Source organism: Pseudomonas sp. DC1.2 (assembly GCF_034351645.1).
Classification (GTDB): Bacteria; Pseudomonadota; Gammaproteobacteria; order Pseudomonadales; family Pseudomonadaceae; genus Aquipseudomonas.
In genome coordinates this window covers 4,896,335-4,919,265 of record NZ_CP133782.1, presented here as the reverse complement: position 1 = coordinate 4,919,265, position 22,931 = coordinate 4,896,335, and the positions used below count along the sequence as shown (strand labels likewise).

The following is a 22,931-nucleotide window of genomic DNA, read 5'->3' as shown; positions in this document are numbered from 1 at the left end:
CCATGGGCGAGTTTGAGCTGATCCGCAATTTCTTCGCTGCCGCGCCTTGTGCGCAGGGCGGCGAGGGCGTTGCACTGGGGATCGGCGATGACTGCGCCTTGCTGACTGTTCCTTTGGGGGAACAGTTGGCTATTTCCACCGACACCTTGGTGGCCGGTGTGCATTTCGCAGACCCCTGCGACCCGTTTTTGCTCGGTCAGCGTTCGCTGGCTGTTGCCATCAGTGACCTGGCCGCCATGGGCGCCACCCCCGTTGCCTTTACCCTTGCCCTGACCTTGCCGACGGTGACCGCCGAGTGGCTGGACGCCTACGCCCGTGGTTTGAACGTCATGGCACAGCGCTGTGGCGTAGCGTTGGTGGGCGGCGACACCACCCGTGGGCCGCTGAGCTTGACGATGACCGTATTGGGTCGGGTGCCGGTCGGCAAGGCGTTGACCCGAAGTGGCGCGCAGCCGGGCGACTTGCTGTGTGTCGGCGGTGAGCTGGGCAATGCCGCCGGGGCCCTGCCTCTGGTACTCGGTCAGCGGACCGCCGAAGCGAGCATCGCCGATCCACTGCTGGCCCATTACTGGTCGCCGCAACCGCAACTGGGTTTGGGGAGCGCGCTGCGAGGTAAAGCCACCTCGGCGCTGGATATCTCCGACGGCTTGCTCGCCGATTGCGGGCATATTGCGCTCGCCTCGAAGGTCGGCATTCAGGTTGAGCGGAGTAAGCTGCCTGTGTCGAAGGCGTTAGTCGCATTTCTCGGTCAATCGGGCGCTGAAGACGCCGCCCTGAGCGGTGGTGACGATTATGTGCTGGCCTTCACCTTACCGTCCTTCGAATTGCCGCCACTGCTGGCGGATGGCTGGCCAATTCATGTGGTCGGGCGTGTCGTGACAGGGCAGGGCGTTGTGCTGCTGGACGCTTTTGGGCAAGACATCACCCCGCAAACACGGGGCTATCAACATTTTCGGGAGACACCATGACAGATCACCCCAAACAGACCCCGGCGGAATTCGTACCGCCGTCGGTTTGGCGCAATCCATGGCATTTCCTGGCGTTTGGCTTCGGCTCGGGCACCTTGCCGAAGGCTCCAGGCACGTGGGGCTCTCTGGTCGCGCTGCCCTTTATTCCGTTATGGCAGATGTTGCCTGACTGGGGCTACTGGCTGATGCTGGGCATCACCATGCTGTTCGGCTTCTGGCTGTGCGGCAAAGTAGCCGACGACTTACGCGTTCACGATCACGAAGGCATCGTCTGGGACGAGATGGTCGGGATGTGGATCACCCTGTGGCTGGTGCCCGCAGGCTGGTACTGGCTGGTGGTGGGTTTTCTGATGTTCCGCTTCTTCGACATCCTCAAACCATGGCCAATTCGCTGGATCGACCGGCACGTTCACGGCGGCGTCGGGATCATGCTCGATGACGTATTGGCCGGGGTGTTTGCGTGGCTGGCGATGCAAGGGTTGGTGCTGCTCGTCGCTTGACGGCTCAACAGGGACTGCCCGTGCGCTGACGACGGTCAATCCTGCGCCCTGTTTTGGGCGGGGGATGGCAGGCCGTTGATCAAACTTTCTGATTGTTATCCCCCATAATTCAGCCTAAGCGTCTGTAGGAACGTGCTGTTACAATGCCGCCTCTGCGAATCTCCAGTACCTATTGATCAGGAGCACACCGGTGCCTGTCGTTTTTGTCGCCGCTTCCAAGCTGCCAACGCCTTTTGCGCAATTCACCATGCACGGGTTTCTCGATGAGGAAAACGGGCGCGAGCACGTGGTGCTGAGTCTGGGTGAGTTCGCCGACGGTGCCCCGGTACTCGGCCGGTTGCACTCCGAGTGCCTGACGGGCGATGCCTTGTTCAGCCAGCGTTGCGATTGCGGGTCACAGCTTGAGGCCGCGCTAAAGGCCATCGCCCGTGAAGGTCGTGGCGTATTGCTGTACCTGCGTCAGGAAGGTCGTGGTATTGGCCTGCTGAACAAAATCCGCGCCTATGCGCTTCAGGACGGCGGCGCCGACACCGTTGAAGCCAACGAGCGTCTGGGTTTCGCCGCTGACCAGCGCGACTACGCGATGTGCCTGCCGATGCTTGAACACCTGGGCGTTAAATCCCTGCGGCTGATGACCAACAACCCGCGCAAGGTCAAAGCCTTGACCGACATGGGGATCGTGGTCGCCGAGCGCGTGCCGCTGCACACGGGGCAAAACCCACACAACAAACTCTATTTGGCCACCAAGGCCAGCAAGCTCGACCACATGATGGGGAACGAGCATCAGGGCGAGGCCGATCGCGCGTGACTCGCGGCCAAGTGCGGCGGCGACTGTCCGTCAACTGGTGGCAATACCTGGCGCTGGCCTTGTTGCCGCTGTTCGTGATCAACGGTGTGTTTGGCCAGAGTGAGGCGATTCTGCCGGTGCTGGCGATGCCGTTGTTCATCGCGGGTGTGGCGTCGATGTTTGTCAGCCTGAAGTTTTTCGGCAGCTACAAACATGCACTGATCGCCACTCAGAAAGCCCTCGATACCCCTGAAGAGCCGGCCGCCTGGATCGCCCTGGCCGCGAAGCGTCGCGTAGCGCTTCTGGTCGCAGGCCTGCCGGCGTGGACTGGTGCGCTGGCGGTCTTCGTCGGTCTTGAAGCGGTGCCGCTGGTGTTGCTGGCGCTTTCTACCGCGGTGCTGTTCTACCTCTATCGTATTCCGCGTCAACTCGGCTAATGCGCCGACGTTGGCTGGCGCTGTTACTGCTGGCCGTCAGCGGTTCGGCTTTTGCCGTCCAGCGCGTGGTCAGCCTCGCGCCGTCGCTCTCTGAAATCGTTATCGAGCTGGACTCGGCAGACCTGTTGGTCGGTGTGCTGGATGCCGGTGAGCGACCTGTCGAGCTCAAGGACATCCCCTCCGTGGGCCGTTATGGCCAATTGGACATGGAGCGGCTCCTGAGCCTGAAACCTGACCTGTTACTGCTTTGGCCCGGCAGCGTCGGCCCGGCGCAGCGCGATCAGCTCAAGCAACTGAACATCCCCACCTATGTCGCCGAGCCGCACCGCCTCGAACAACTCACCGCGCAGATTGAAGCCATTGCCGCGCTACTCGGGCGACCCGCACGCGGCATGACGTTGGCAGCGCATCTGCAACAGAAACTGAATGCCTTGCGCCAGCGCTATCAGCGTGAGGTGCCGTTACGCGTGTTCTATCAAGTCTGGGATCAGCCGCTGTACACCGTCGGAGGTGGGCAGATCATCAGCGATGCGCTGGCGGTGTGCGGGGCGCGCAATGTGTTTGCCGACCTGGCCTTGCCTGCGCCGCAGGTCAGTATCGAGGCTGTGTTGCAGCGTAATCCCGAGGTGATTCTGGCCGGTAATCAGGCGCAGTTGGACGCGTGGAAGGCCTGGCCACAGGTGACAGCGGTGGCGCAGGGGCGATTATTGCAGGTGGCCGACAAAGGCCTTGAGCGCCCGAGCGGGCAGATGATCGAGGCGACCGCCAAACTGTGCCAACTCATCGCACCATCACGCTGACCGAGGGCTATAGCGGCGGTGTCCAGCTCACCCCAAACATCCACGCCCGTCCCTCCTCGCGATACCCGTACTGATTACCGTCGTAGCTGTACAGCGTCCGGCTGTAATCCTTGTCCAGCAGGTTGTCGACCTTAAGCTCCAGCTTCACCTGCCGATTCAGCGCCCAACTGCTGCGTAGCCCGAGCAATGCATAGCCCGCCAATGGCTGACGATTGCCCACATCGTCATAGCTGCTGCTGACGGCCTGCCAGCTGGCCCCCAGCCCCAGTCGATCAAACTGCCGATCAAGATCCAGACTCAACGTGCGCCGTGCGCGGCGGGCGAGGGTATGGCCGCTGTCGCGATCTCTGGGGTCGATGATTGCTACGCCGAGGTTGCTCTGCCAGCCGAACACTTCCTGTTTGAGTGCCGCTTCGAAGCCGTTGATTCGCGCCGAGGCGATATTCTGCGGGCGGTTGTTGCTGCCGAAAATAATCGCGTCTTTCAGATCAGTGCGATACAGCGAAGCTTCCAGGCGACTGTGCTCGGTCAATTGACTGCGCCATTGCACTTCATAACTCTTCGAGGTTTCGGGTTTCAGGTCCGGGTTGCTGAAGTCCGGGTAGTACAGGTCGTTGAACGTCGGCGCACGGAAACCTTCGCTGTAGGTCAGTAGCACGTCGTTTTCCGGGTTCAGCGGCAGGGTGAACGTGCCGCTCCAGCTGTTCTGGCCGCCAAATTGCTGGTTCTGGTCGCGACGCAGGCCCAGTTCGGTGGAGAAGTGTTCAGCCTGATAGCGGTGCTGGATAAACGCTGCGCGATTCCAACGACTGTCCTTCTCGAACGGCGTGCTGCTGTTGATCCGGTCTTCGTACCAATCGCCGCCCAGGATCAGGTTGTTGCGCGCATTCAACGTCAGGTCGTTCTGCCAGTTCAGCGAATTGCGGTAGGTGTTGAACACGCTGCGTTCGTCGCTGAGCTGATCGAGGGTCGTCTCGCGATTTTCGCTGTGGCCGAGCTCAACGCGGGTGTTCCACCGGTCGTTGATTCGCGCATCGACGTAACTGCTGACGCTGCTGACGTCGTAATCGCTGTAGGGCCGCTGCTGGACCGAGGTGAGCGTACTCGTATCGAAGCGCCCGAACGGGTTGTCGAATTCGCTTTTGCCACGGTTATCCAGCAGATTGGCGCCGATTTCGACGTCGTCGCTCAGGGCATGGCTCAGGCTCAAGCTCATGGACTTATTGCGATACGCGTCGTGATCGCCGTCGCTGGGATAGGACTCGTGGGTACGATTGATCCCGGCGGTTTCATCAAGGCTGGCGCCGAGATTAAAGCGCGTGTTGTCGTCGCCACCGGACAACCCGAGGCTGCGCTCCCAGGTCTGGTTGCTACCAAATCCTACGTGCATCCGCGGCTGCAAACCCTGTTCGGCGCCGCGACGGGTGAAAATCTGGATCACCCCGCCAATTGCATCGCTGCCATAAATCACCGCACGCGATCCACGCAGCACTTCCACGCGTTCGACCTGTTCGATGTTGATGTGTTGCAGGTTACTGTCGCCGGAGGTGGCGTTGCCGATTCGCTGGCCATCGACCAGCACCAGGCTTTGCGCCGATTGGGTGCCGCGGATGTAAATTCCCGGCAGGCTGCCACGGCCGCCGCTTTGCGTCACTTGCACTCCTGGCACGCGGCGCAGCAGGTCAGTGACGCTGCTCGGTTGCAGACGGTCGATGTCTTCACGGGTGAACACGGTGTTGGCGGCGCTGCTGTCATTGCGTGCTTCGACCTGGCGGTTGGCGCTGATCAGCATTTCCGGCAGTTTCAGCGCCTGATCGCGCTCGAAGGTCTCGGCGAAGGCGTTGGCGGATGGCAGAAGGGTCAGCGTCAGGGCGAGGCGGGCGAGGTTCATTGGCAGTCCATTGGCATTTTGGGAGCGCAAATCAACTGTGGGAGCGAGCCTGCTCGCGATGACGGTGTGTCAGTCAACATCGTCGTTGACTGACACACCGCTTTCGCGAGCAGGCTCGCTCCCACAAGGGGTGTTTCATGGGGCCGGGGTTTAGAGGTTAAGCCGTTGCAGGCGTTCACGCACTGCCGCTTCGATCCCTGCCTCGTCCAGTCCGCATTCGGCCAACATTTGTCCAGGCTTGGCGTGTTCGACGTAGGCATCTGGCAGGCCCAGGTGCAGCACTGACTTAAGGATGTTTTCCCTCGCGAGGAATTCGCTGACAGCGCCCCCGGCCCCGCCCATGATTGCGTTCTCTTCGATGGTCACCAGTAAATCGTGGCTGCCAGCAATTTCACGAACCAGTGCTTCATCCAGCGGTTTGACGAAACGCATGTCGACGACCGTCGCGTCCAGCGTTTCGGCGACTTTTAGCGCCTCGGCCAGTTGCACGCCGAATACCAGCAGGGCGGCTTTGCTGCCTTGGCGGCGAACCACGCCTTTGCCGATTTCGATCGGTTGCAGGTCGTTGTCGATGTGCGCATTCGGCCCCGTACCGCGTGGGTAACGCACCGCCGCCGGACCGTTGTAGAGGTAACCGGTGGTGAGCATTTTGCGCAGTTCGTTTTCATCGCTCGGGGTCATCACCAGCATGCCGGGGATGCAGCGCAGGAACGACAGGTCGAAGCTGCCGGCGTGCGTTGGGCCGTCTTCGCCCACCAGGCCAGCGCGGTCGATGGCGAACAGCACGTCGAGGTTTTGCACTGCCACGTCATGCACCAGCTGGTCGTAACCGCGTTGCAGGAACGTCGAATAGATCGCGACCACCGGTTTCGCGCCTTCGCAGGCCATGCCGGCGGCAAAGGTCACGGCGTGCTGCTCGGCAATCGCCACGTCGAAATAGCGCAGCGGGAAGCGCTCGCTGAAGGCCACCAAGTCGGAGCCTTCTTTCATTGCCGGGGTAATGCCCACCAGACGAGGGTCGGCTGCGGCCATGTTGCACAGCCACTCGCCGAACACCGCGGAGTACTTCGGCCCGCTGGCTTTCTTCGGCGCGGCGGCCGGAGCGTCCAGGGGGTCGAGTTTAGTGATGGCGTGGTAACCGATCGGGTCGACTTCTGCGGGGGCGAAGCCTTTACCTTTTTTGGTAACGACGTGCAGGAACTGCGGGCCTTTTAGATCGCGCATGTTGCGCAGCGTGGCGATCAGGGTCGGCAGGTCGTGGCCGTCGATCGGACCGATATAGTTCCAGCCCAGCTCTTCGAACAGCGTGCCGGGGACCAGCATGCCTTTTGCGTATTCTTCGGTACGACGAGCGATTTCCCAAGCGCCGGGCAAGCGCGACAGGACCTTTTTACTGCCCTCACGCATGCTCGCGTAAGTGCGGCTGGACAGGATTTTCGCCAGGTAGTTCGACAGCCCGCCAACGTTGCGCGAGATCGACATGTCGTTGTCGTTGAGGATCACCAGCATATTGGCGTTCACTTCCGGCGCATGGTTCAGCGCCTCGAAGGCCATGCCGGCGGTCAACGCGCCGTCACCGATCACGGCAATTGCCTTGCGATCACTGTTTTGCAGGCGCGACGCAATGGCCATGCCCAGTGCCGCACTGATCGAGGTGCTGGAATGGCCAACACCGAAGGTGTCGTACTCGCTCTCGGCGCGACGCGGGAAAGCGGCCACGCCGTCCTTCTGGCGCAGCGTGCTCATGCGCTCGCGACGGCCGGTGAGGATTTTGTGCGGATAGGCCTGATGACCCACGTCCCACACCAACCGGTCGTCCGGGGTGTCGAAAACGTAATGCAACGCGATGGTCAGCTCAATGACGCCCAGGCCGGCACCGAAATGCCCGCCGGTCTGACCGACCGTGTAGAGCAACTCCAGGCGCAACTCATCAGCCAGGGTTTCCAGCTCGGCTTCGCCTAACCGGCGCAGGCCGTCCGGCGTGTTAGCACGGTCGAGCAGGGGCGTGGTCGGGCGCTTGCGGGGAATCTCATGAAACGTCGTGGGCATCAGGCGAATCGTTATAGGTATAGAAGAGGCGGCAGTTTACCTGATGCATCGCCCCATGCCCACGCGTTGGTCTGAACTTGAGCGTGAGTCACTTAGCTGCGGCGCTCGACAATGTAGCGGGCCAGGTCGCGCAGGGGCTCGGCTGCCGCGTCAAACGGTCGCAGTGCATGCAGGGCCTGATCGCGCAGTTCCAAGGCATAGGTCTTGGCGGCATCGAGGCCGAGTAAGGCCGGGTAAGTGGGTTTGTCCCGAGCGATATCGGCGCCTTGGCGTTTGCCGAGGGTTTCAGTATCACTTTCGACGTCGAGAATATCGTCCTGCACCTGAAACGCCAGGCCAACGGCTTGGGCATAGGTCTGCAAAGACTTCAGCTCGTCCTTTTCGGCACGGCCGCTGGCCAGGGCGCCGAGTTTGACGCTGACCTCGATCAAGGCACCGGTCTTGTGCCGGTGCATGTACTCAAGGGCTTTTTGATCGAGCTTCAAACCGACGGAACCGAGGTCGATGGCCTGGCCGCCGACCATGCCCGCCGGGCCGGCTGCCAGCGCCAGGGCGCTGACCATCTGCAAGCTGATTTGCGCATCCAAGGTGCTCAGGCGCGAGTCGAGCAGGGCGCTGAAGGCCAGGCTCTGCAAGCCGTCGCCGGCGAGGATCGCACAGGCCTCATCGAATTTTTTGTGGGTGGTGGGCTGGCCGCGACGCAGATCATCGTCGTCCATGGCCGGTAAGTCGTCATGCACCAGGGAATAGGCGTGAATCAGCTCCACAGCGCACGCCGCGCCATTGGCCTGTTCAGCCTTGCCGCCCAGCGCTTCGCACGCGGCATAAGCCAGCAGCGGACGCACACGCTTGCCGCCGTTCATAACGCTATAGCGCATGGCCTCATAGAGACGGGCGAGTTCGGGGCCTGGCGCGTTGAACAGGGTTTGCAATGCTGCGTTAACCCTGGCCTGGCTGGTCGCCGAATAGGCAGCAATCATTCGGGCTGATCCGCGTCAAAGGGTTCCTCGGCCAGCTCGCCATCACGCTCGAGCAGCACTTGAACCTTTTGCTCTGCCTGGGCCAGCGCCGCCTGGCAATCGCGGGTCAGACCGATGCCTTGCTCGAAAGCCGTCAGCGAGTCTTCCAGCGACAACTCGCCGTTCTCCAGTCGCTCGACCAGTGTTTGCAGGTCAGCGAGGGATTGTTCGAAATCCAGTGCAGCTTTTTTGCGGGCCATGGCGGCTATTTCCGGTTGACGTTAAACCGGCGCGACACTAGCAGACATGGGGGTTGTCAGCAACGCGCGGACCGATGGAGATGCTGTATGCAGGTTTCTATCTGGCTACGTTTTAAAGGCGCTTGAGGATGTGCCGAAACTCTCTGGTGCTTAGATATAGCGGTGCAAGGGCAGGCATTTTTGCTTTCACTTCCAACAGTGCGTCGATCATTTTCTTTCGCTCAAGGACGAGCGGAGGGTGCTGAAGCCCGAGTATTCGGATTGTTTCACTTACTCGTTGTTTGTCGGCATCTGAAAGCGTCGGTGCTGGGCTTAGGTTTCCCTTTGTAGATATCGAAAAAAAACATTGCAGCCGGGTCTTGGCACGATAGGCAGAATTTCCGACCCCTTTTTTGGCCGCAGGTTTTCGAATTATTGCTAATGCAGCCGTGCGCGTAGTTTGTGTAATCGAACGTCAGGTGCGGATGAGCCTTTTTCCTCCTTTGGGCTTTATATGTTCCACCTGGCCTTTGTCAGCCTGTAATGATGTCTCGCAGTAGGCGCACAAACCTTCCTGGGTTTGATGGTGGGAGGCTTTGACGATTTTTTATACGGAAGAAAAGCCAGTGTATCGAACTCGTTCGGCCCTGCTCCGGGAGCGGCAGCGGCGTAGTCCGATAATGCTTTGCTCGCTTCAGCCGGAACGGGAGCATGAATCAGCTCAATCATTCTTTTGGCTCTCGGCATGCTCAGCAAGAAAATCCCAAAGTTCGGCTTCGATTTTTGGAATTTGATAGCCGGCTTTGTCGAGTTCTGCTTTCAATTCCTTTGCCTGTGGCTTATCAGCTTCACCGTCTCGGGCGAATTGTTCATAGGCGTTAGCCGTCTCTGTAATTGGAATGTCTGGACGCTCAGGCACTTCCATAATGCCTGCAAGAGCATCTCCGGCTTCTTGCCCAAGGGGGCTCATTTTGGGGCGCTCTGCAATCCAGGTGTCCTCTTGCCTGTAAATGACCCGAATCTGTTCGCGGTTGACGGTTGTCAGTACCTGGGGGCTATGGGTGCTGAGAATGAATTGAATTTTTGGAAAGGCCCTGCGCAAAGACGCTATGACTTGCTGCTGCCAGGCCGGATGCAGATGCAGTTCCACTTCATCGATCAAGACAATCCCTTTTGTCAGTAGAGAGGCTTGCTCCTTGAAGTGCCCATTAAGGCGGCTGCAGCGCAAGGCCATGTCGGTTGTAAGCGAAATCATGGCCCTTACGCCATCGCTCAACAGGCTGAGCGGTAAGAGACCGTGGTCTTGATGAAACATGGCGAGTTGGCGCTGCTTCTTTTGTAGTAGTGCGACTTTTCGGGCCGTGCAGTGCCCGCTGCCACTTAATGTCCGGTGCTTCCAGAGCGGCATCAATAATGACCGGGAATCGCTGCTCATTTTCAAAACTATTGCCTAAACGAACATAGCGGGCATCCGTGCGCTCGATGTGCTTGGACTTCCCCATGTCAAATGCGCCAACAAAAGGGCCGAGAGCGGTGGCAATGGCCTCCAGAATCGTGGTTTTGCCTTGCCCGTTTCGTGCGGCAATTACCGTCAGTTCAGGATGAAAGTCGATTTCAATGTCCTCGAATCGACGGAAATCCTTGAGTTTCAGTTTTTGCAGTATCACGGACTTACCTCTGGTTCTTTGCGCACTTGCCAGCGTATTTAGGGCCGTAGTTGACCATGAGACGGGATTGAGCTTCAGTCGAAATCTTTGTTGAAAAACGAATGGCCTGCGCCTCCGTCCCAGACCCGGTGTGGCGCCATGAATTTGGGCGCACCAGAGTCACTAAGCCGAATACTGATCCTATTCGGCTCATTTCGTGAGCCGAATAACCCCGCTATTCAGCTCGCGCCTGACATTCGCCGTGACTCTCACCACAAATCCAGATCTATCTGATTGTTAAAAAACTGCCGAATAGCTAACCTTCGCGCCTTCTACGACCCGTGCGATCACGGGTCTTTCTGACTAAACGCCGTTTTTTATCTGTCACGCGCCGAGGACCGGGCGCAAGGTTTAGTGATGCAGGGCAGGAGGCCTCACATGCGTTTTTTTCTTTCACTGCTGATACTGCTGGTTTGCGCCCAGGTTGCGTGGGCAGCGCCTGCGGCCGAGCTGTCGGAGCCGGTGGGCGGCTGGCGTTATAACGGTTTACTGGACCGCAGTGAATACCCTCAAGTGGCCTATCCCACACCGCCCATCGACCGGGGCGTGCAGCGCAATCGCACGATGATCGAAGGCCAGCTCAAGGCCATCGGCACGCAACGCGGGCCTCACACGCTGGCGGTCAACGGTAATCCGCTGAACCTGTACACCGACGAGCAAGGGCGCTTTGCCCGGCCGTATGCGTTTGGCGCTGGTTCCAACAGCGTCGAAGTGCGCAGTGCCGAGGGTAAATCGCTCAAGCGCGTTCAATTCTATGAAGCCAACACCCTGCGAACTCCGGCGCGGATTCGTGTGGTGCTGGGCTGGGACGATCCCAAAGCCGAACTCGACTTGCACATCATTACTCCCGACGGCCAGCACGCGTTCTTCGCCCACACGGCGTTGACCAATGGCGGCGGTCTGGACCCGGACGGTGTCGATGGCCCCGGCCCGGAAATGTTCACCATGACCGCGCCGATGCATGGCACCTATCTGGTTTATGTGAACTATTGGGGCAACTTCGGCAGCGAAGGCTATAACTTCGATGAGCACAGTAACCAGAACGAGGTGATTACCTCGCAGATCAACCTGGTGCTTAACGAAAACACCGTCGACGAAAAACGCGAGACCTTCATCGTGCCCCTGCGGGCCATCGGTGATCTGCTGCTGGTCAAGACTTTCAACTATTAAGCATCCCGCCTCACGGATGAATTGCTGAGCTTTGGGAACATGAGCGTGAACATGAGCGATAACACGATTTCCCCTGCCGTTCCCCCGGCCGCTGACGTACCGGTTGCCAAATCTTCCCGGCGTTGGCCGGCCGTGCTGATCGGGCTGTGCCTGGTGGCTGGCGTGGCAGGCGGGTTGGGCTGGCTCATGCACAAACCCAAAGTGCCCGCGGCGGCGCTAGCCAGCGACAAACTGGGCATGAGCCGCCCGGATGGTCTGCTGGAAACCCATTCCTTGAGCCAATTGCCCAAGGATTTGCTGGCGGTGCCATTCCTCAAGGCAACCCTGACCGAAGATTTCGTCTTCTATTACGAAACGCATGCGGATCGCCTCGGTTTGATCGGTAGCTTGCGGCGGATCATTTACGAACATGACCTGAAGTTGCAGGACAGCCTGATCGAGCAACTCTTCGATCAACCGGCTGATGTGGCGCTGTGGCGCGGGGCGGACGGGCGCCTGAAAGACTTCTTGTTGGTGATGGATCGCGGTGGTCTGGCCAAGGTGCTGGAGCCACTGGCCAAGGTTGCGCTGGACGATACGCAACTGACCAAAGTCGGCGACGTGAAAGTCGGCACCGACGATGTGGCGCTCTATCAACTGGTCTACAACGCCACCAAATCGCTGCTGTTCGCCTCCCATGGCGACAAACTGGTGGTGCTGTCGAACCCGGCCAAACTCTACGATCCGGACAATGGCGCCACTGAGGAGCCGGGCAGCGTATCGACCAACGCCATCGCCGCGCTGCTCAACGGCGACAAACTGTTCCCGGAAGCCTTCGGCCTGCAACCCCGCGCGCCGGAAGTGAAGCAGCGCCTGTCGGTCAACTCCAGCGTGTTGGCCATGGGTTATCAGCGCTTTATCCCGAACTTCGCCGGCCTGCGTTTCGACATGGACGACAAGGGCTGGCGCAGCTACCTGGCCATGGACGAACTGGATAACCAGCCGGATTTCGATTTCAAACCGATCTGGCAAGCCATGCCCATGGGGGCCAGTGCCTGCGTAGCCTTGCCGCTGGCTGCTGAGCAACAGAAACCGCTGCTGGTAAAACTGGGCGCCGAAGAAAAAATCGCCGAGGCCCTGACCGAACATGTGGCCGGTGCCGCTGGCCTGTGCTGGTACGCCGATTCGCGGCTGTACACGCCACTGCTGGTGGTCAGTCTGAACGACAAGGACAGCGCCAAACTCGACGGCGACCTGGGTAGCCTGTTTGGCTCGATGGTGGGTGCCTATGAAGGCAAGGTCGACGAGCACGCGTTCCCGGTGGTCGAGAAGCAAGAAGGCGAAACCCATCAGTGGCAGCGTCAGGTCAGCTCCAACTTTGGCCCGTATGCGGCCAAGGACGCCGAGAATCCTGATGCGGTCACCGGCAAGGCGTTCATGAAAGTCAGCCTGGCCCGTCACGGTTCGACGCTGCTGTTCTCCCTCGACGACAAACTGTTGGACAAAGCCCTCGGCACCCTCGACAGACACTTCCCGCCGCTGGCCGATGTGTTGCCCAACGACTTGCTGATGCCGGTCTACTTCGGCCCGGATTCCATGGCGCAGTTGATGCAACAGGAAACCCTCGACAGCCTGCCGCAAGACATGGAACCGGTGTTCTACAACGCCGCGCAAACCTACTTGATCCCGAAACTGCGCACGCTCGGCGGCTACGGCAAATACGCGCTGACCCTGCCCAAGGGCAGCGAGCCGAACGGCCATTGGCAGTGGCTGCCGCTGGAATGGAAAGCCCTGTGATCGCGCTTATCCGAGGCCTCGGCCTGCTGGCGATGCTGCTCGGTAGTCGGGCGTTTGCCAATGAGCCGCCGCCGCTGGACGTGCAGCAATCCCAGGTGTTTCGCGCCTGGTTTGTGCGCATCGCCCAAGAGCAGCTGACCCAGGGCCCGAGCCCGCGCTGGTATCAACAGGACTGCGCCGGGCTGGTTCGTTTTGCCGCCAACGAAGCCCTGAAAGTGCATGACGACAAATGGCTGCGCAGCAATGGCCTGTCCAACCGTTACCTGCCACCGGAACTGCAACTGAGCGAAGCCCAGCGCGGCCTCGCCCAGCAATGGCAACAGGGTGGCGGTAAGGTCGGGCCTTACGTCAACGCGATCAAATTGATTCAGTTCAACAGCCACCTGGTCGGCCGAGACCTGGCGCAAGCCCGGCCCGGCGACCTGATGTTTTTCGATCAGGGCGACGACCAGCACCTGATGATCTGGATGGGCCGCTACATCGCCTATCACACCGGCACGACCACCCCCACTGACAACGGCATGCGATCCGCGAGCCTGCAGCAACTCATGACATGGAAGGACACCCGATGGATACCCGACGCAGCCAACCCCAACTTCATCGGCGTCTATCGACTGAACTTTCTCTCCCAATGACCGGTGCCCGCATGCTGCGCATTTGCTCTCGAATTCCTTTATTGCTGGCGTTGCTGATTCCGTTCGCCACGGTCAATGCCGAAGACACCGTCGAGCCCAGCGGCTACACGCCGGTGGCCGGTGAAAGCTTTTTCCTGTTGGCCGATAGCAGTTTCGCCAGTGACGAACAGGCGATGGTGCGCCTCGAAGCGCCGGGCCGCGACTATCGCCGGTTCCGCATGGAGCCTTACGGTGGCGCTGACATTCGCGTCTATCGCATCGACAAGCCGCTGGATTTCCTCAAGCGCCAGAAGAACCTGCACCGTGTGGTCAGCGACGGCCAGTTCAAGGGCGAAGGCCTGTCGAATACCCTCGCGTACCTGTGGGACAACTGGTACCGCAAATCCCGTCGTGTGATGCAACGGGCGTTTTCCTACGAGTCGCGCAAACAAGTCACCGAGGAAGTGCCTGAGCTGAAGATGGGCAGCGCGATCTCTGCGCCAACGCCCTACGACGCTCAGCCGCAATTCGCGCTGATTCCGGGCCTGCCAGTGGTCAGCCAATTCCGTTATCCACTGTGGGAAGCCAAACCGATCCAGCCGCCGGCCGGTGTGAACCTGGCCGGTTCTTCCAGCGAATTTGTCAGTGTTGCTCCGGGCAATGTGTACATCCCGTTGGGTCATCTGAAACCGGGTTTGTATTTGGTCGAAGCGCTGATCGGCAAGTACCGCGCGACCACCATGGTCTTCGTTTCCAATACCGTGGCCGTAAGCAAAATTGCCGGCGATGAGCTGGTGGTCTGGGCGGCGCGTAAACACGAAGGCAGTTCGGTGCCCAAGGTCAACGTGCTGTGGACCGATGGCCTGGGCGTGATGAGCAGTGGTGCGACGGATGCCGATGGTTTACTGCGACTGAAACACGTCAGCCCCGAACGTTCGTTCGTGATCGGCGAAGACGAAGAGGGTGGTGTTTTTGTCTCCGAGAACTTCTATTACGACAGCGAAATCTACGACACCAAACTCTATGCCTTCACCGACCGGCCGCTGTACCGGCCGGGGGATTGGGTGTCGCTGAAAATCGTCGGTCGCGAGTTCAAGAACGCTCGGGATTCGGTAGTGCCGAGCGCGGCCGATGTCAACGTGACGGTGCTCGATGCAACCGGCTCTGCGCTACAGTCGTTGGCGCTGAAGCTCGATTCCAAGGCCGGCACCCAGGGTCGTTTCCAATTGCCGGAAAACGCGGTGGCGGGCGGTTATGAGCTGCGGTTCAGCTACAAGGATCAGGCCTACAGCAGCGCCTTTCGCGTCGCTGAATACATCAAGCCGCACTTCGAAATCTCGTTGAACCTCGCCAAGCAGGATTACCACACGGGCGAGCCGGTGAAGGGCAGCCTGGTGCTGCTGTACCCGGACGGCAAACCGGTGGTCGGCGCCAAGTTGACCTTGGGCCTGCGCGCCCAGCAACTGTCGATGGTCGACAACGAACTGCAATACCTCGGGCAATTTCCGATTGAGCTGAGCAGCACCGAGTTGACCACCGATTCCAAGGGCAACGCGACCCTCGACTTGCCGGCCGCCGACAAACCGAGCCGTTACATGCTCACGGTTTTTGCCAGCGACGGCGCGGCGTATCGGGTCAAGACCACCAAGGAAATCCTGATCGACCGTGGTGCCGCCAGCTTTCGTTTGAGCGCACCGCAGCGCTTTAGCGCCGTGGGCGACAAGGTTGCGTTCAGCTACGCCAACGAAGGTGGCAGCGAGCAAAGTAAAGCCGTCACTGCGAGCAGCTACAACTGGGTCCGTCTGGAAGACCAGAGCACCGGCGATGGCAAGCTCAGCGCCAAAGACCAAGGCTTCAGCCTGGCGTTCGAGCGTCCTGGCACTTATAACCTGACCCTGAAGGATGAACATGGCCGCGTGGTCGGCGCCACTGGTCATTCGGTCACGGGTGATGGCGTCAAAGCCGTGCCGGGCACCGTGGAAATTGTCCTCGATAAACCCGAGTACAAGGCTGGCGACGAAGCGCTTGCATTGATCACCTTCCCAGAACCTGTCAGCGATGCGCTGTTGTCGCTGGAGCGGGACAAGGTCGAGGCTACGGCGCTGCTGTCCAAGGGCGGCGATTGGCTGAAGATGGAAAAACTCAGCGACACCCAATACCGCGCGCGCATTGCGGTGAAGGATAACTTCGCACCGAACCTGACGTTCTCGGTGTTGTACACCAAGGGCGGTCAGTACAGCTTTCAGAACGCCGGCATCAAGGTGATTACGCCGCAAATCGACGTGGCGATTGCCACTGACAAAGAGGCTTATCAGCCAGGCGATACCGTGTCGGTGGACCTGACCACGCAGTTCGCCGGCAAGCCAATCCCGGCGCACCTGACGGTCAGCGTGGTCGACGAAATGATCTACGCGCTGCAACCGGAAGTCGCGCCGAGCATCGACCAATTCTTCTATCACCCGCGCCGCAATAACGTGCGTACCAGCGCGAGTTTGTCGTTCATCAGTTATGACGTTGCGTTACCGGGCAGCCCAGGCGCGCCGGGCAAAGCCAACCGCAGCGAGCGTGGAGTGAAAGTGTTGGAGCGGCCGCGCCGTGAGGACGTCGATACCGCTGCATGGCAGCCTGAATTGGTGACCGACGCCAACGGCAAAACCCGCTTCACCTTCAAAATGCCGGACTCGCTGACCCGCTGGCGCATCACCGCCCGTGCCATCGCCGATGACGGTCAGGTTGGGCAGAAAAAACAATTCGTTCGTTCGGAAAAACCGCTGTACCTGAAGTGGAGCGGTCCGACCAAATTCCGTACCGGTGACAAACCGGATCTCGGTGTGTTTGCGTTCAGTCAGGCCGAGAAACCGGTCAAGGCTGAGCTGGTGATTCATTACGGCGCCGCCGATCAGCGGGTGCCGGTGACTCTGAACAACGGCATCAACTACATCGCACTGCCGGCGTTTGCGTTGACCAATGGCGAGTGGACCGCCGAGTTGGTGCAGGACGGCAAAACGGTCGATGCCTTGGCTGTGCGCCTGGCCGCGAGCGGTGAGGGTTGGCAAGTGACGCGCAGCCAAAGCCTGAACGTGGTCAGCGGTGAAACGCCGCTGACGCTGCCGGTCGACGCCACGGATATTCGCCTGCGCCTGGATGACAGCCCGCAAGCGCTATTGCGCTCGGCCCTCGACGATTTGTTGGGCTACCCCTATGGTGGCGTTGAACAAACCGCCAGCCGTCTGCTGCCGCTGAGCATCGCCTATCCGTCGCTGTCGTCGAACCCACAGGTACGCGACCGCTTGCGCCTAATCCTGCAAAACAGCCGGCTGCGACTGGTGCAAATGGCCGGTCCTTCGGCGAGTTTTACTTGGTGGGGCCAGGACGGTGAACCGGACGCGTTCCTGACCGCATACGCCTATTACGCCGACTGGTACGCCAGCAAAGCTTTGTCGTTGAGCCTGCCGCCGGAGCATTGGCAGCGGGTGTTGGAGGTGTACGCGAAACAGGCGAAGACCACGCCACTGTTGCAGCGTGCGCTGACCCTTTCGTTTGCCAAGTCTATGCAGTTGCCGGTGAACACCTTGCTCAGCGGTTTGATGGATGACCTGGCGAAGGCTGGCGATGGCAATGCCGCAAACCTGATGGACGATGGTGAAGACAGCATCGTCATGAGCGATCCCGATTCAGCGCTGGGGTTGGCGGCGGCGCGTGCGTTGACCGCTTCTTTGGCCAAGCAGTCGAAAGTGGCTCTGCCAGATGCGTTCAACCGTCAATTGGCGGATGCGCAACAACGATTGGCCGTGAGTTCGCAGCCGTTTGCCGAAGCCTTGAACCTGTCGCTGCAAGCCTTCGATCAGGCTCACGCGCAAGCGTTGTTGCAACGTTTGTTGCCACAGCAATCGACCCTGGAACGCGCCTTGGCGCTGACCTGGTTGCAACGTAGCATCGAGCAGGCCTCGCCCACCATCGCCTTGGCGCCGGGTGACGGCTGGAAGAAAAAATACGGTGATAGCGGTGAGGTGTACTGGACGTGGCAGGGTGCTGCGCCCGTGCCTGCCCTGTTGTCGGTGACGGGGACGCAAGAGCGCCCGTTGCGCGCGACGCTGAGCTATCAGACCCAACAACCGGCAATCGACCCGATGGCCGTGACCATCACCCGTCGCTTGTCGCGTCTGGTGCCGGGTGACGAAGCGTTCGCCTTCAAACTTGAAGCCGTCGGTGACAAGCCGCTGTCGAGCGATAGCCTGTACCTGGACGAAGTGATCATCACCAGCAAAGCGCCGAAGCCGCTGCGCTACGGCATGATCGAAGTGCCGCTGCCACCGGGCGCCGACGTTGAGCGCACCACGTGGGGCATCAAGTTGATGGGCAAGGCCGGTACTGAACCGACCGCGCTGGAGAAAGCGCGTTTTGAACCGGGGCAAATGGCTTACGCGATTCCGGTGGACGCCTTGAGCGGTGAGTTGCGTGTGCGTCACTTGGTGCGTTTCTCGCAGAAAGGTCAATTCAATCTACCGCCGGTGCGTTTCACTCAGGTCTATGCGCCACAGCACCAGGCGCAGGAACAGAAGCCGGCCCTCGGCCAAGCCACGGTCCACTGACATGAGCTGGCTACGGGTCTGGTTGCTGCTGTGTTTGATCCCTGCGCTGGCGACAGCGCAGGACGAGCCGCTGCGGCTAGGCTTTAAAGGTGAGTTGTTGTCGTTGGGCCGCACTCAGTTGATATCCCGTGAGCTGTTACCGACGGATTTACAAACGCCGCTGGGCAGTGTGTGGAAGTTGTTTGTCTACGCTTGGTTGGCGGACACCGGCGCCCGTGAACCGGCGTATGAGTGTCGTGGGCAATCGAAGGAGGAAGTTTATTGCTGCACGGCCGGCGGCAAAATTGAGCGGGATGAGGCGTTGGTCAAATCTTGCGGGTTGTACTTTGAGCCAGCGCGGCTGGGCATTGTTAATGCTGATTGGCGCACGTATTGGCAGGCTCGACAGGCGCCGGAGTGGCTGCTGAACGTGCAGTCATTGCAGCCTTCGACGCGAGTTCCCGTGGCCGAATTGCTTAAGGTGCTGGCCGTGATGCCGGCGCAGGATCAGGCGCGGCGAGTGCTGCTGGACGTGGTGTTGAACGCCGCTGACGGCAATCTCGTGGGTGAAATGGGTGGCCGGTTGCGGGTCAAAACCTGGAGCTGGTTGGGCGATCAGGACCCAACGTCGCGTCAGGGCGGGTTCGCCGGTTGGACGGTGGATGGCGCGCCGATCTGGGCCGGTGGGCGCGGGACCAGTCAACAGGTGCTGCGCAATTACGGGGAGGCGTTGGCGTCGGTGTTGCCGGCGGATTGGCCTGCGGATGTCGGGCGTTGTGTTGAGGTCGGACTGTTTTCACGTTATCCGATCAGCCGCGTTTTGGCCGGGGATCGGGTTGCTGACTCCGGGCCGTTGCAAGGCGACTATCGCGTCGAATTCGCCAGCGGCAATCAACTGGATATCCACAGCGACGGCGAACTCTTTCTGCTGAAAGACAAACTCGTTGCGCGTCTGGACCGCGAAGAATACGTCGCCCGCGTCCTGCAACGGGAAGCCAAATCCGAACCTGTTGAGGCCGCCAAAGCACTGGCCATCGCGATCAGAACCTACCTGCTGCAAAACGCCACCCGCAACGGCGACTGCCTGAGCATCGACGACAGCAGCAGCCGCCAACGCGTCGCCCCGCGCCCGGCCACCGCACAATCGCGCTACATCGCGGCGTGGACCAGTGACCTCGTCCTGGCCGGCAGTACCGTCACCTACCACTCCGACCAGCCCGGTCTGGACAAACTCTCCTGGCAACAAGCCGTCGAACAAGCCAATGCCGGCCAACGCTACGACGCCATTTTGTTGCACGCCTACCCGCGCGCCAGCCTCAGCCGTTGGGACAATCCGGTAGCCTCCTGCGAAGCATTGCCCGCCGCGCAAGACTGGCTGCTCAACCAGCGTCGCGGCTGGCGCCAACGCCTCGAAAATGAGGTCGGCTACAACGAAGTCAGCACCTTCGCCGTCTGCCGCCTGGCCTTCGGCCGTCCCTACGTTGACCGTGAGCGCCAGCGCATTTACGTGCGCGGCGTGCTGTCGCTGCAAGACCGACTCGACCTGACCCACGAATACCTGCACCTGGCCTTCGACGCACACCCCAACGGCCAGGATGAAATCTACATCGAAGGGCTCGCCCGCCACCTCTTGCTGGAATAGGCCATGAAACTCAGTTATCCACAGGTCTTCCTGTTCCTCTGCACCTTCTGCGTGTTGCCGACGTCCTTCGCCGCCGACGCCGCCGTCAAACTCGACACCCCCGTCGGCGGCTGGCGCACGGGGGCTGTCGAGGGCGAAGGCGAAAACTACCGCCAGACGGTCAACTACCCAGCCTCCTCGGTGAACACACCGCTCGGTCAGGCCAACACCGCGCGTATCAGCGGCCAGATCAAAGCCACACCCAAGTCCAACGACCCCGGCCGACTGATCGTCAACGGCATCAGCATGCCGCTAAAAATCGACCCCGCCGGGCACTTTGATCGCCCGTATTCATTTCCCAGCGGCAGCAACAGCGTCGAAGTACGCAGCCCTGACGGCCAACAGCGCCATCGAACACAGTTTCTCCACGCCAGTGGCGGCGCCACACCGGCCAAACTGCGGGTGCTGCTGTCGTGGGATAGCGACAACACGGACCTCGACTTACACCTCATCACCCCCGACGGTGCGCACATCTGGTACGGCAACCGGGTGGCGCCCAACGGCGCTGCACTCGACGTCGATGTCACCACCGGCTATGGCCCGGAAATCTTCTCCATGCCTGCGCCGATCAAAGGCCAATACCTGATCTATGTGAACTACTTCGGCGGCGGCTATCGCAGTGATGAAGACGGGCAGACGGATGCGGTGCAGCCGCTGACCACGGCGCAAGTGACGGTGATTACGGAAGAGGGAACACCGAACGAGAAAATGGAAACGTTCGTGGTGCCGATGCGGGCGGTGGGGGAGTTGACGCTGGTTAGGTCGTTTAGTTATCCGTGAAGCGTGATCGTCTGGGAGGGTGGAGGACAATTCTTGGGGGGCGCAGTCGGCGTTAACATGGGGCCAAATGGCGTTGAACGCTATTGGAAAGGGGGACGCCTGAATCACCTTTAATAGCGGAGCTATCAGGTGGGCTCTCGGGTGATTTCGGACAATTAAAAAGCCGGCTTGTGGCCGGCTTCTCGGGGACTGGCTTGGTTTATTTTTGGTAAACCGCGCCGGCCTTCAAAACGTACACCCGGATCTTGCGTCCGGCTGTGGGACTTGGCTAGAAAGTGATCTGCCTTGTCGGTGCGATTCTTCGCCGCGAAGCGGGTTGATGCGCAAATGTGGGGCGCAGCATACTGATTTTTTTGGGAGATTCCCAGTGGGACGTGCAGTTTAGAGCGTTGGCTGCACGTTTTTACGTCACTTTGCCCAATCGCTGGCGCATGTACCGATCTTGTGAAAAGTGCTGCGCCCGAGTGATCACAGGAACGGCACCAGCGGGCGTCGCTTGTTAAGTGTTGACCACCAGAATACCCATCCCAATATTTTGATGTTTTGCTCTTCGATAAGTTTGGCGCTGAATATTTCGTCCGGGTATTCAGCGTTGTTGTGACTGCGTAATCGCAGGGCATTGCCGGGCATGCGGTGCAAGTATTTGATGCGTAGCATCCCGTCATGTTCGATCGCATATATTTCTCCATCGATGACTTGGGTCAGCCCGCGATCAATGGCCAGCGTGGAGCCGTCTTCAATTTTCTCGGCCATGCTGTTGCCAATCATCCGGGTGCATATCGCATCGCGTGGATTTATTTCCAGGGAGTCGAGGTGACTACGTGGTAGTCGGATGGATTGCTCGGAGTCTTCGACGACATGGGTCTTGTCAGTGTGGGGGCGCGCTACTTCCTTGTAGTAGGAAAGTTCGACGTCGATGGCCTCGATGACGGTGTAGACGCCACGGATGGCCTGGGCGTCGAAGGTGTTACCGGATTCGTCGAACACGCGCAGAAGCGTCGAGTCTTTCGGACCCTCGCCGGTTTTGAGCCAATCGCTGCTCACGGACAGTATTCTCGCCACTTCTTCCATGCGATAGGCGGGCACACCGCGGGTGTACCAGTTGTGGATGTTTTGTGCTTCTGTGTTCCAGAAGACTGCAAATCCTGTCGTCGTGATGTTCGCCGCTTGGAGCAGTGCTTTAAACCGTGGGCCGCTAGTGTTCTTTTTCATAAACACGAGTTTACGGGCGTGGTTTAAGGGTTTGAATAAACCAACTGTTCAAATTACGCCGGAATTTTAAGTCTTTATGTAAGACGTGCTGGGTAACAATTAAACAGATTAAAACAATGCTTAGAGCTTTTTAAACATGCCGTTTAAGTACGCCTTTATAAGCACCCACAAAAAACCCCGGACTAACCGGGGTTTTTCAAGTCGTCAAAGGCGCAATACGCCATGGCGTCTTAGCCTTTGTAGGCTGCAACCGACTTCATGATCTCGGTGCGAGCGGCTTCTGAGTCGCCCCAACCTTCGATCTTCACCCATTTGCCTTTTTCGAGGTCTTTGTAGTTCGCGAAGAAGTGCTCGATCTGCTGAATCAGCAGAGGTGGCAGATCGCTGCACTCTTTCACGTCGACGTACAGCTGCGATAGCTTGTCGTGTGGGACTGCGATGACTTTGGCATCGCCGCCGCCGTCGTCGGTCATGTGCAGAATGCCGATTGGACGAGCGCGGATGACCGAACCAGGGGCAACCGGGTAAGGGGTCACGACCAGTACGTCGAGGGGGTCACCGTCGTCCGCCAGGGTGTTCGGGATGAAACCGTAGTTGGCCGGGTAGAACATCGGGGTGGCCATGAAACGGTCAACGAACAGGCAATCGCTGTCTTTGTCGATTTCGTATTTGATCGGCGCGTGGTTGGCCGGAATCTCGATCGCGACGTAGATGTCGTTCGGCAGGTCTTTGCCAGCCGGAATCTTGCTGTAGCTCATTGGGCGGTGCCCCCGTTAGTTGACCAAAATCAC

The 22,931-nt window shown here is 59.8% G+C and carries 19 protein-coding genes; 11 read left to right on the top strand and 8 right to left on the bottom strand.

Translation table 11 applies throughout. The features are described 5' to 3' along the window. The first annotated feature begins 2 nt into the window (after positions 1 to 2). The 5 genes from thiL to RHM68_RS22265 all read left to right on the top strand — a co-directional run bounded on the left by thiL (position 3) and on the right by RHM68_RS22265 (position 3,492). Entirely contained in the window at positions 3 to 968 is a 966-nt protein-coding gene (thiL, locus tag RHM68_RS22285; RefSeq protein WP_322219164.1) for a thiamine-phosphate kinase, read from the top strand. Continuing rightward, positions 965 to 1,468, top strand: a complete 504-nt coding sequence (locus RHM68_RS22280; RefSeq protein WP_322219163.1) for a phosphatidylglycerophosphatase A — start codon at positions 965 to 967, stop codon at positions 1,466 to 1,468. Before thiL ends, RHM68_RS22280 begins: the two co-directional genes overlap by 4 nt. Positions 1,469 to 1,658: 190 nt before the next feature. Continuing rightward, on the top strand, positions 1,659 to 2,276 hold the full coding sequence (gene ribA / locus RHM68_RS22275) for a GTP cyclohydrolase II (protein WP_322219162.1): 618 nt from the start codon (positions 1,659 to 1,661) through the stop codon (positions 2,274 to 2,276). Beyond that, positions 2,273 to 2,692, top strand: a complete 420-nt coding sequence (locus RHM68_RS22270; RefSeq protein WP_322219161.1) for an MFS transporter — start codon at positions 2,273 to 2,275, stop codon at positions 2,690 to 2,692. The genes ribA and RHM68_RS22270 overlap by 4 nt, the downstream gene beginning before the upstream one ends. After that, positions 2,692 to 3,492, top strand: coding sequence for a cobalamin-binding protein (locus RHM68_RS22265; RefSeq protein WP_322219160.1), 801 nt, complete (start codon positions 2,692 to 2,694; stop codon positions 3,490 to 3,492). The genes RHM68_RS22270 and RHM68_RS22265 overlap by 1 nt, the downstream gene beginning before the upstream one ends. A 7-nt stretch (positions 3,493 to 3,499) precedes the next feature. On the opposite strand, the gene RHM68_RS22260 is transcribed toward RHM68_RS22265, so the two are convergent. The 6 genes from RHM68_RS22260 to RHM68_RS22235 form a co-directional block, all read right to left on the bottom strand. Then, entirely contained in the window at positions 3,500 to 5,383 is a 1,884-nt protein-coding gene (locus RHM68_RS22260; protein ID WP_322219159.1) for a TonB-dependent receptor domain-containing protein, read from the bottom strand. 150 nt (positions 5,384 to 5,533) lie between these two features. Beyond that, positions 5,534 to 7,432: a 1-deoxy-D-xylulose-5-phosphate synthase gene (gene dxs / locus RHM68_RS22255; RefSeq protein WP_322219158.1), complete on the bottom strand. Its 1,899-nt coding sequence runs from the start codon at positions 7,430 to 7,432 to the stop codon at positions 5,534 to 5,536. A gap of 92 nt (positions 7,433 to 7,524) precedes the next feature. Next, on the bottom strand, positions 7,525 to 8,412 hold the full coding sequence (locus RHM68_RS22250) for a farnesyl diphosphate synthase (RefSeq protein WP_322219157.1): 888 nt from the start codon (positions 8,410 to 8,412) through the stop codon (positions 7,525 to 7,527). After that, positions 8,409 to 8,651 carry an exodeoxyribonuclease VII small subunit gene (locus RHM68_RS22245; RefSeq protein ID WP_007894317.1) on the bottom strand — a complete coding sequence of 81 codons (243 nt, stop codon included), beginning with the start codon at positions 8,649 to 8,651 and terminating at the stop codon, positions 8,409 to 8,411. The genes RHM68_RS22250 and RHM68_RS22245 overlap by 4 nt, the downstream gene beginning before the upstream one ends. Positions 8,652 to 9,351: 700 nt before the next feature. Continuing rightward, positions 9,352 to 9,885, bottom strand: coding sequence for an AAA family ATPase (locus RHM68_RS22240; RefSeq protein ID WP_322219156.1), 534 nt, complete (start codon positions 9,883 to 9,885; stop codon positions 9,352 to 9,354). Then, entirely contained in the window at positions 9,839 to 10,297 is a 459-nt protein-coding gene (locus RHM68_RS22235) for an ATP-binding protein (protein ID WP_322219155.1), read from the bottom strand. The genes RHM68_RS22240 and RHM68_RS22235 overlap by 47 nt, the downstream gene beginning before the upstream one ends. Positions 10,298 to 10,714: 417 nt before the next feature. On the opposite strand from RHM68_RS22235, the gene RHM68_RS22230 reads away from it, so the two are divergent. Genes RHM68_RS22230 through RHM68_RS22205 form a run of 6 tightly spaced genes read left to right on the top strand, consistent with a single transcriptional unit; the run spans position 10,715 to position 20,928 of the window. Continuing rightward, positions 10,715 to 11,506: a YfaP family protein gene (locus RHM68_RS22230; protein WP_322219154.1), complete on the top strand. Its 792-nt coding sequence runs from the start codon at positions 10,715 to 10,717 to the stop codon at positions 11,504 to 11,506. 51 nt (positions 11,507 to 11,557) lie between these two features. Beyond that, positions 11,558 to 13,282, top strand: a complete 1,725-nt coding sequence (locus RHM68_RS22225) for a DUF2138 domain-containing protein (RefSeq protein WP_322219153.1) — start codon at positions 11,558 to 11,560, stop codon at positions 13,280 to 13,282. Further along, entirely contained in the window at positions 13,267 to 13,917 is a 651-nt protein-coding gene (locus RHM68_RS22220; RefSeq protein WP_416195212.1) for a DUF1175 domain-containing protein, read from the top strand. Before RHM68_RS22225 ends, RHM68_RS22220 begins: the two co-directional genes overlap by 16 nt. Continuing rightward, the gene (locus RHM68_RS22215; RefSeq protein ID WP_322223905.1) at positions 13,914 to 18,488 is read left to right on the top strand and encodes an alpha-2-macroglobulin; all 4,575 of its coding nucleotides are present in this window, start codon (positions 13,914 to 13,916) and stop codon (positions 18,486 to 18,488) included. Before RHM68_RS22220 ends, RHM68_RS22215 begins: the two co-directional genes overlap by 4 nt. 1 nt (position 18,489) lies before the next feature. Continuing rightward, the gene (locus RHM68_RS22210; protein ID WP_322219152.1) at positions 18,490 to 20,109 is read left to right on the top strand and encodes a DUF2300 domain-containing protein; all 1,620 of its coding nucleotides are present in this window, start codon (positions 18,490 to 18,492) and stop codon (positions 20,107 to 20,109) included. A gap of 3 nt (positions 20,110 to 20,112) precedes the next feature. Then, complete coding sequence (locus tag RHM68_RS22205; RefSeq protein WP_322219151.1) at positions 20,113 to 20,928, top strand: YfaP family protein; 816 nt, start codon at positions 20,113 to 20,115, stop codon at positions 20,926 to 20,928. A gap of 468 nt (positions 20,929 to 21,396) precedes the next feature. Here the strand turns inward: RHM68_RS22205 and RHM68_RS22200 are convergent, their stop codons facing one another. Together RHM68_RS22200 and ppa are read right to left on the bottom strand one after the other, a co-directional pair. Then, the gene (locus tag RHM68_RS22200) at positions 21,397 to 22,140 is read right to left on the bottom strand and encodes a helix-turn-helix transcriptional regulator (protein WP_322219150.1); all 744 of its coding nucleotides are present in this window, start codon (positions 22,138 to 22,140) and stop codon (positions 21,397 to 21,399) included. Between the two features lie 230 nt (positions 22,141 to 22,370). Continuing rightward, on the bottom strand, positions 22,371 to 22,898 hold the full coding sequence (gene ppa, locus RHM68_RS22195) for an inorganic diphosphatase (RefSeq protein WP_008153565.1): 528 nt from the start codon (positions 22,896 to 22,898) through the stop codon (positions 22,371 to 22,373). Between the last annotated feature and the right edge of the window lie 33 nt (positions 22,899 to 22,931).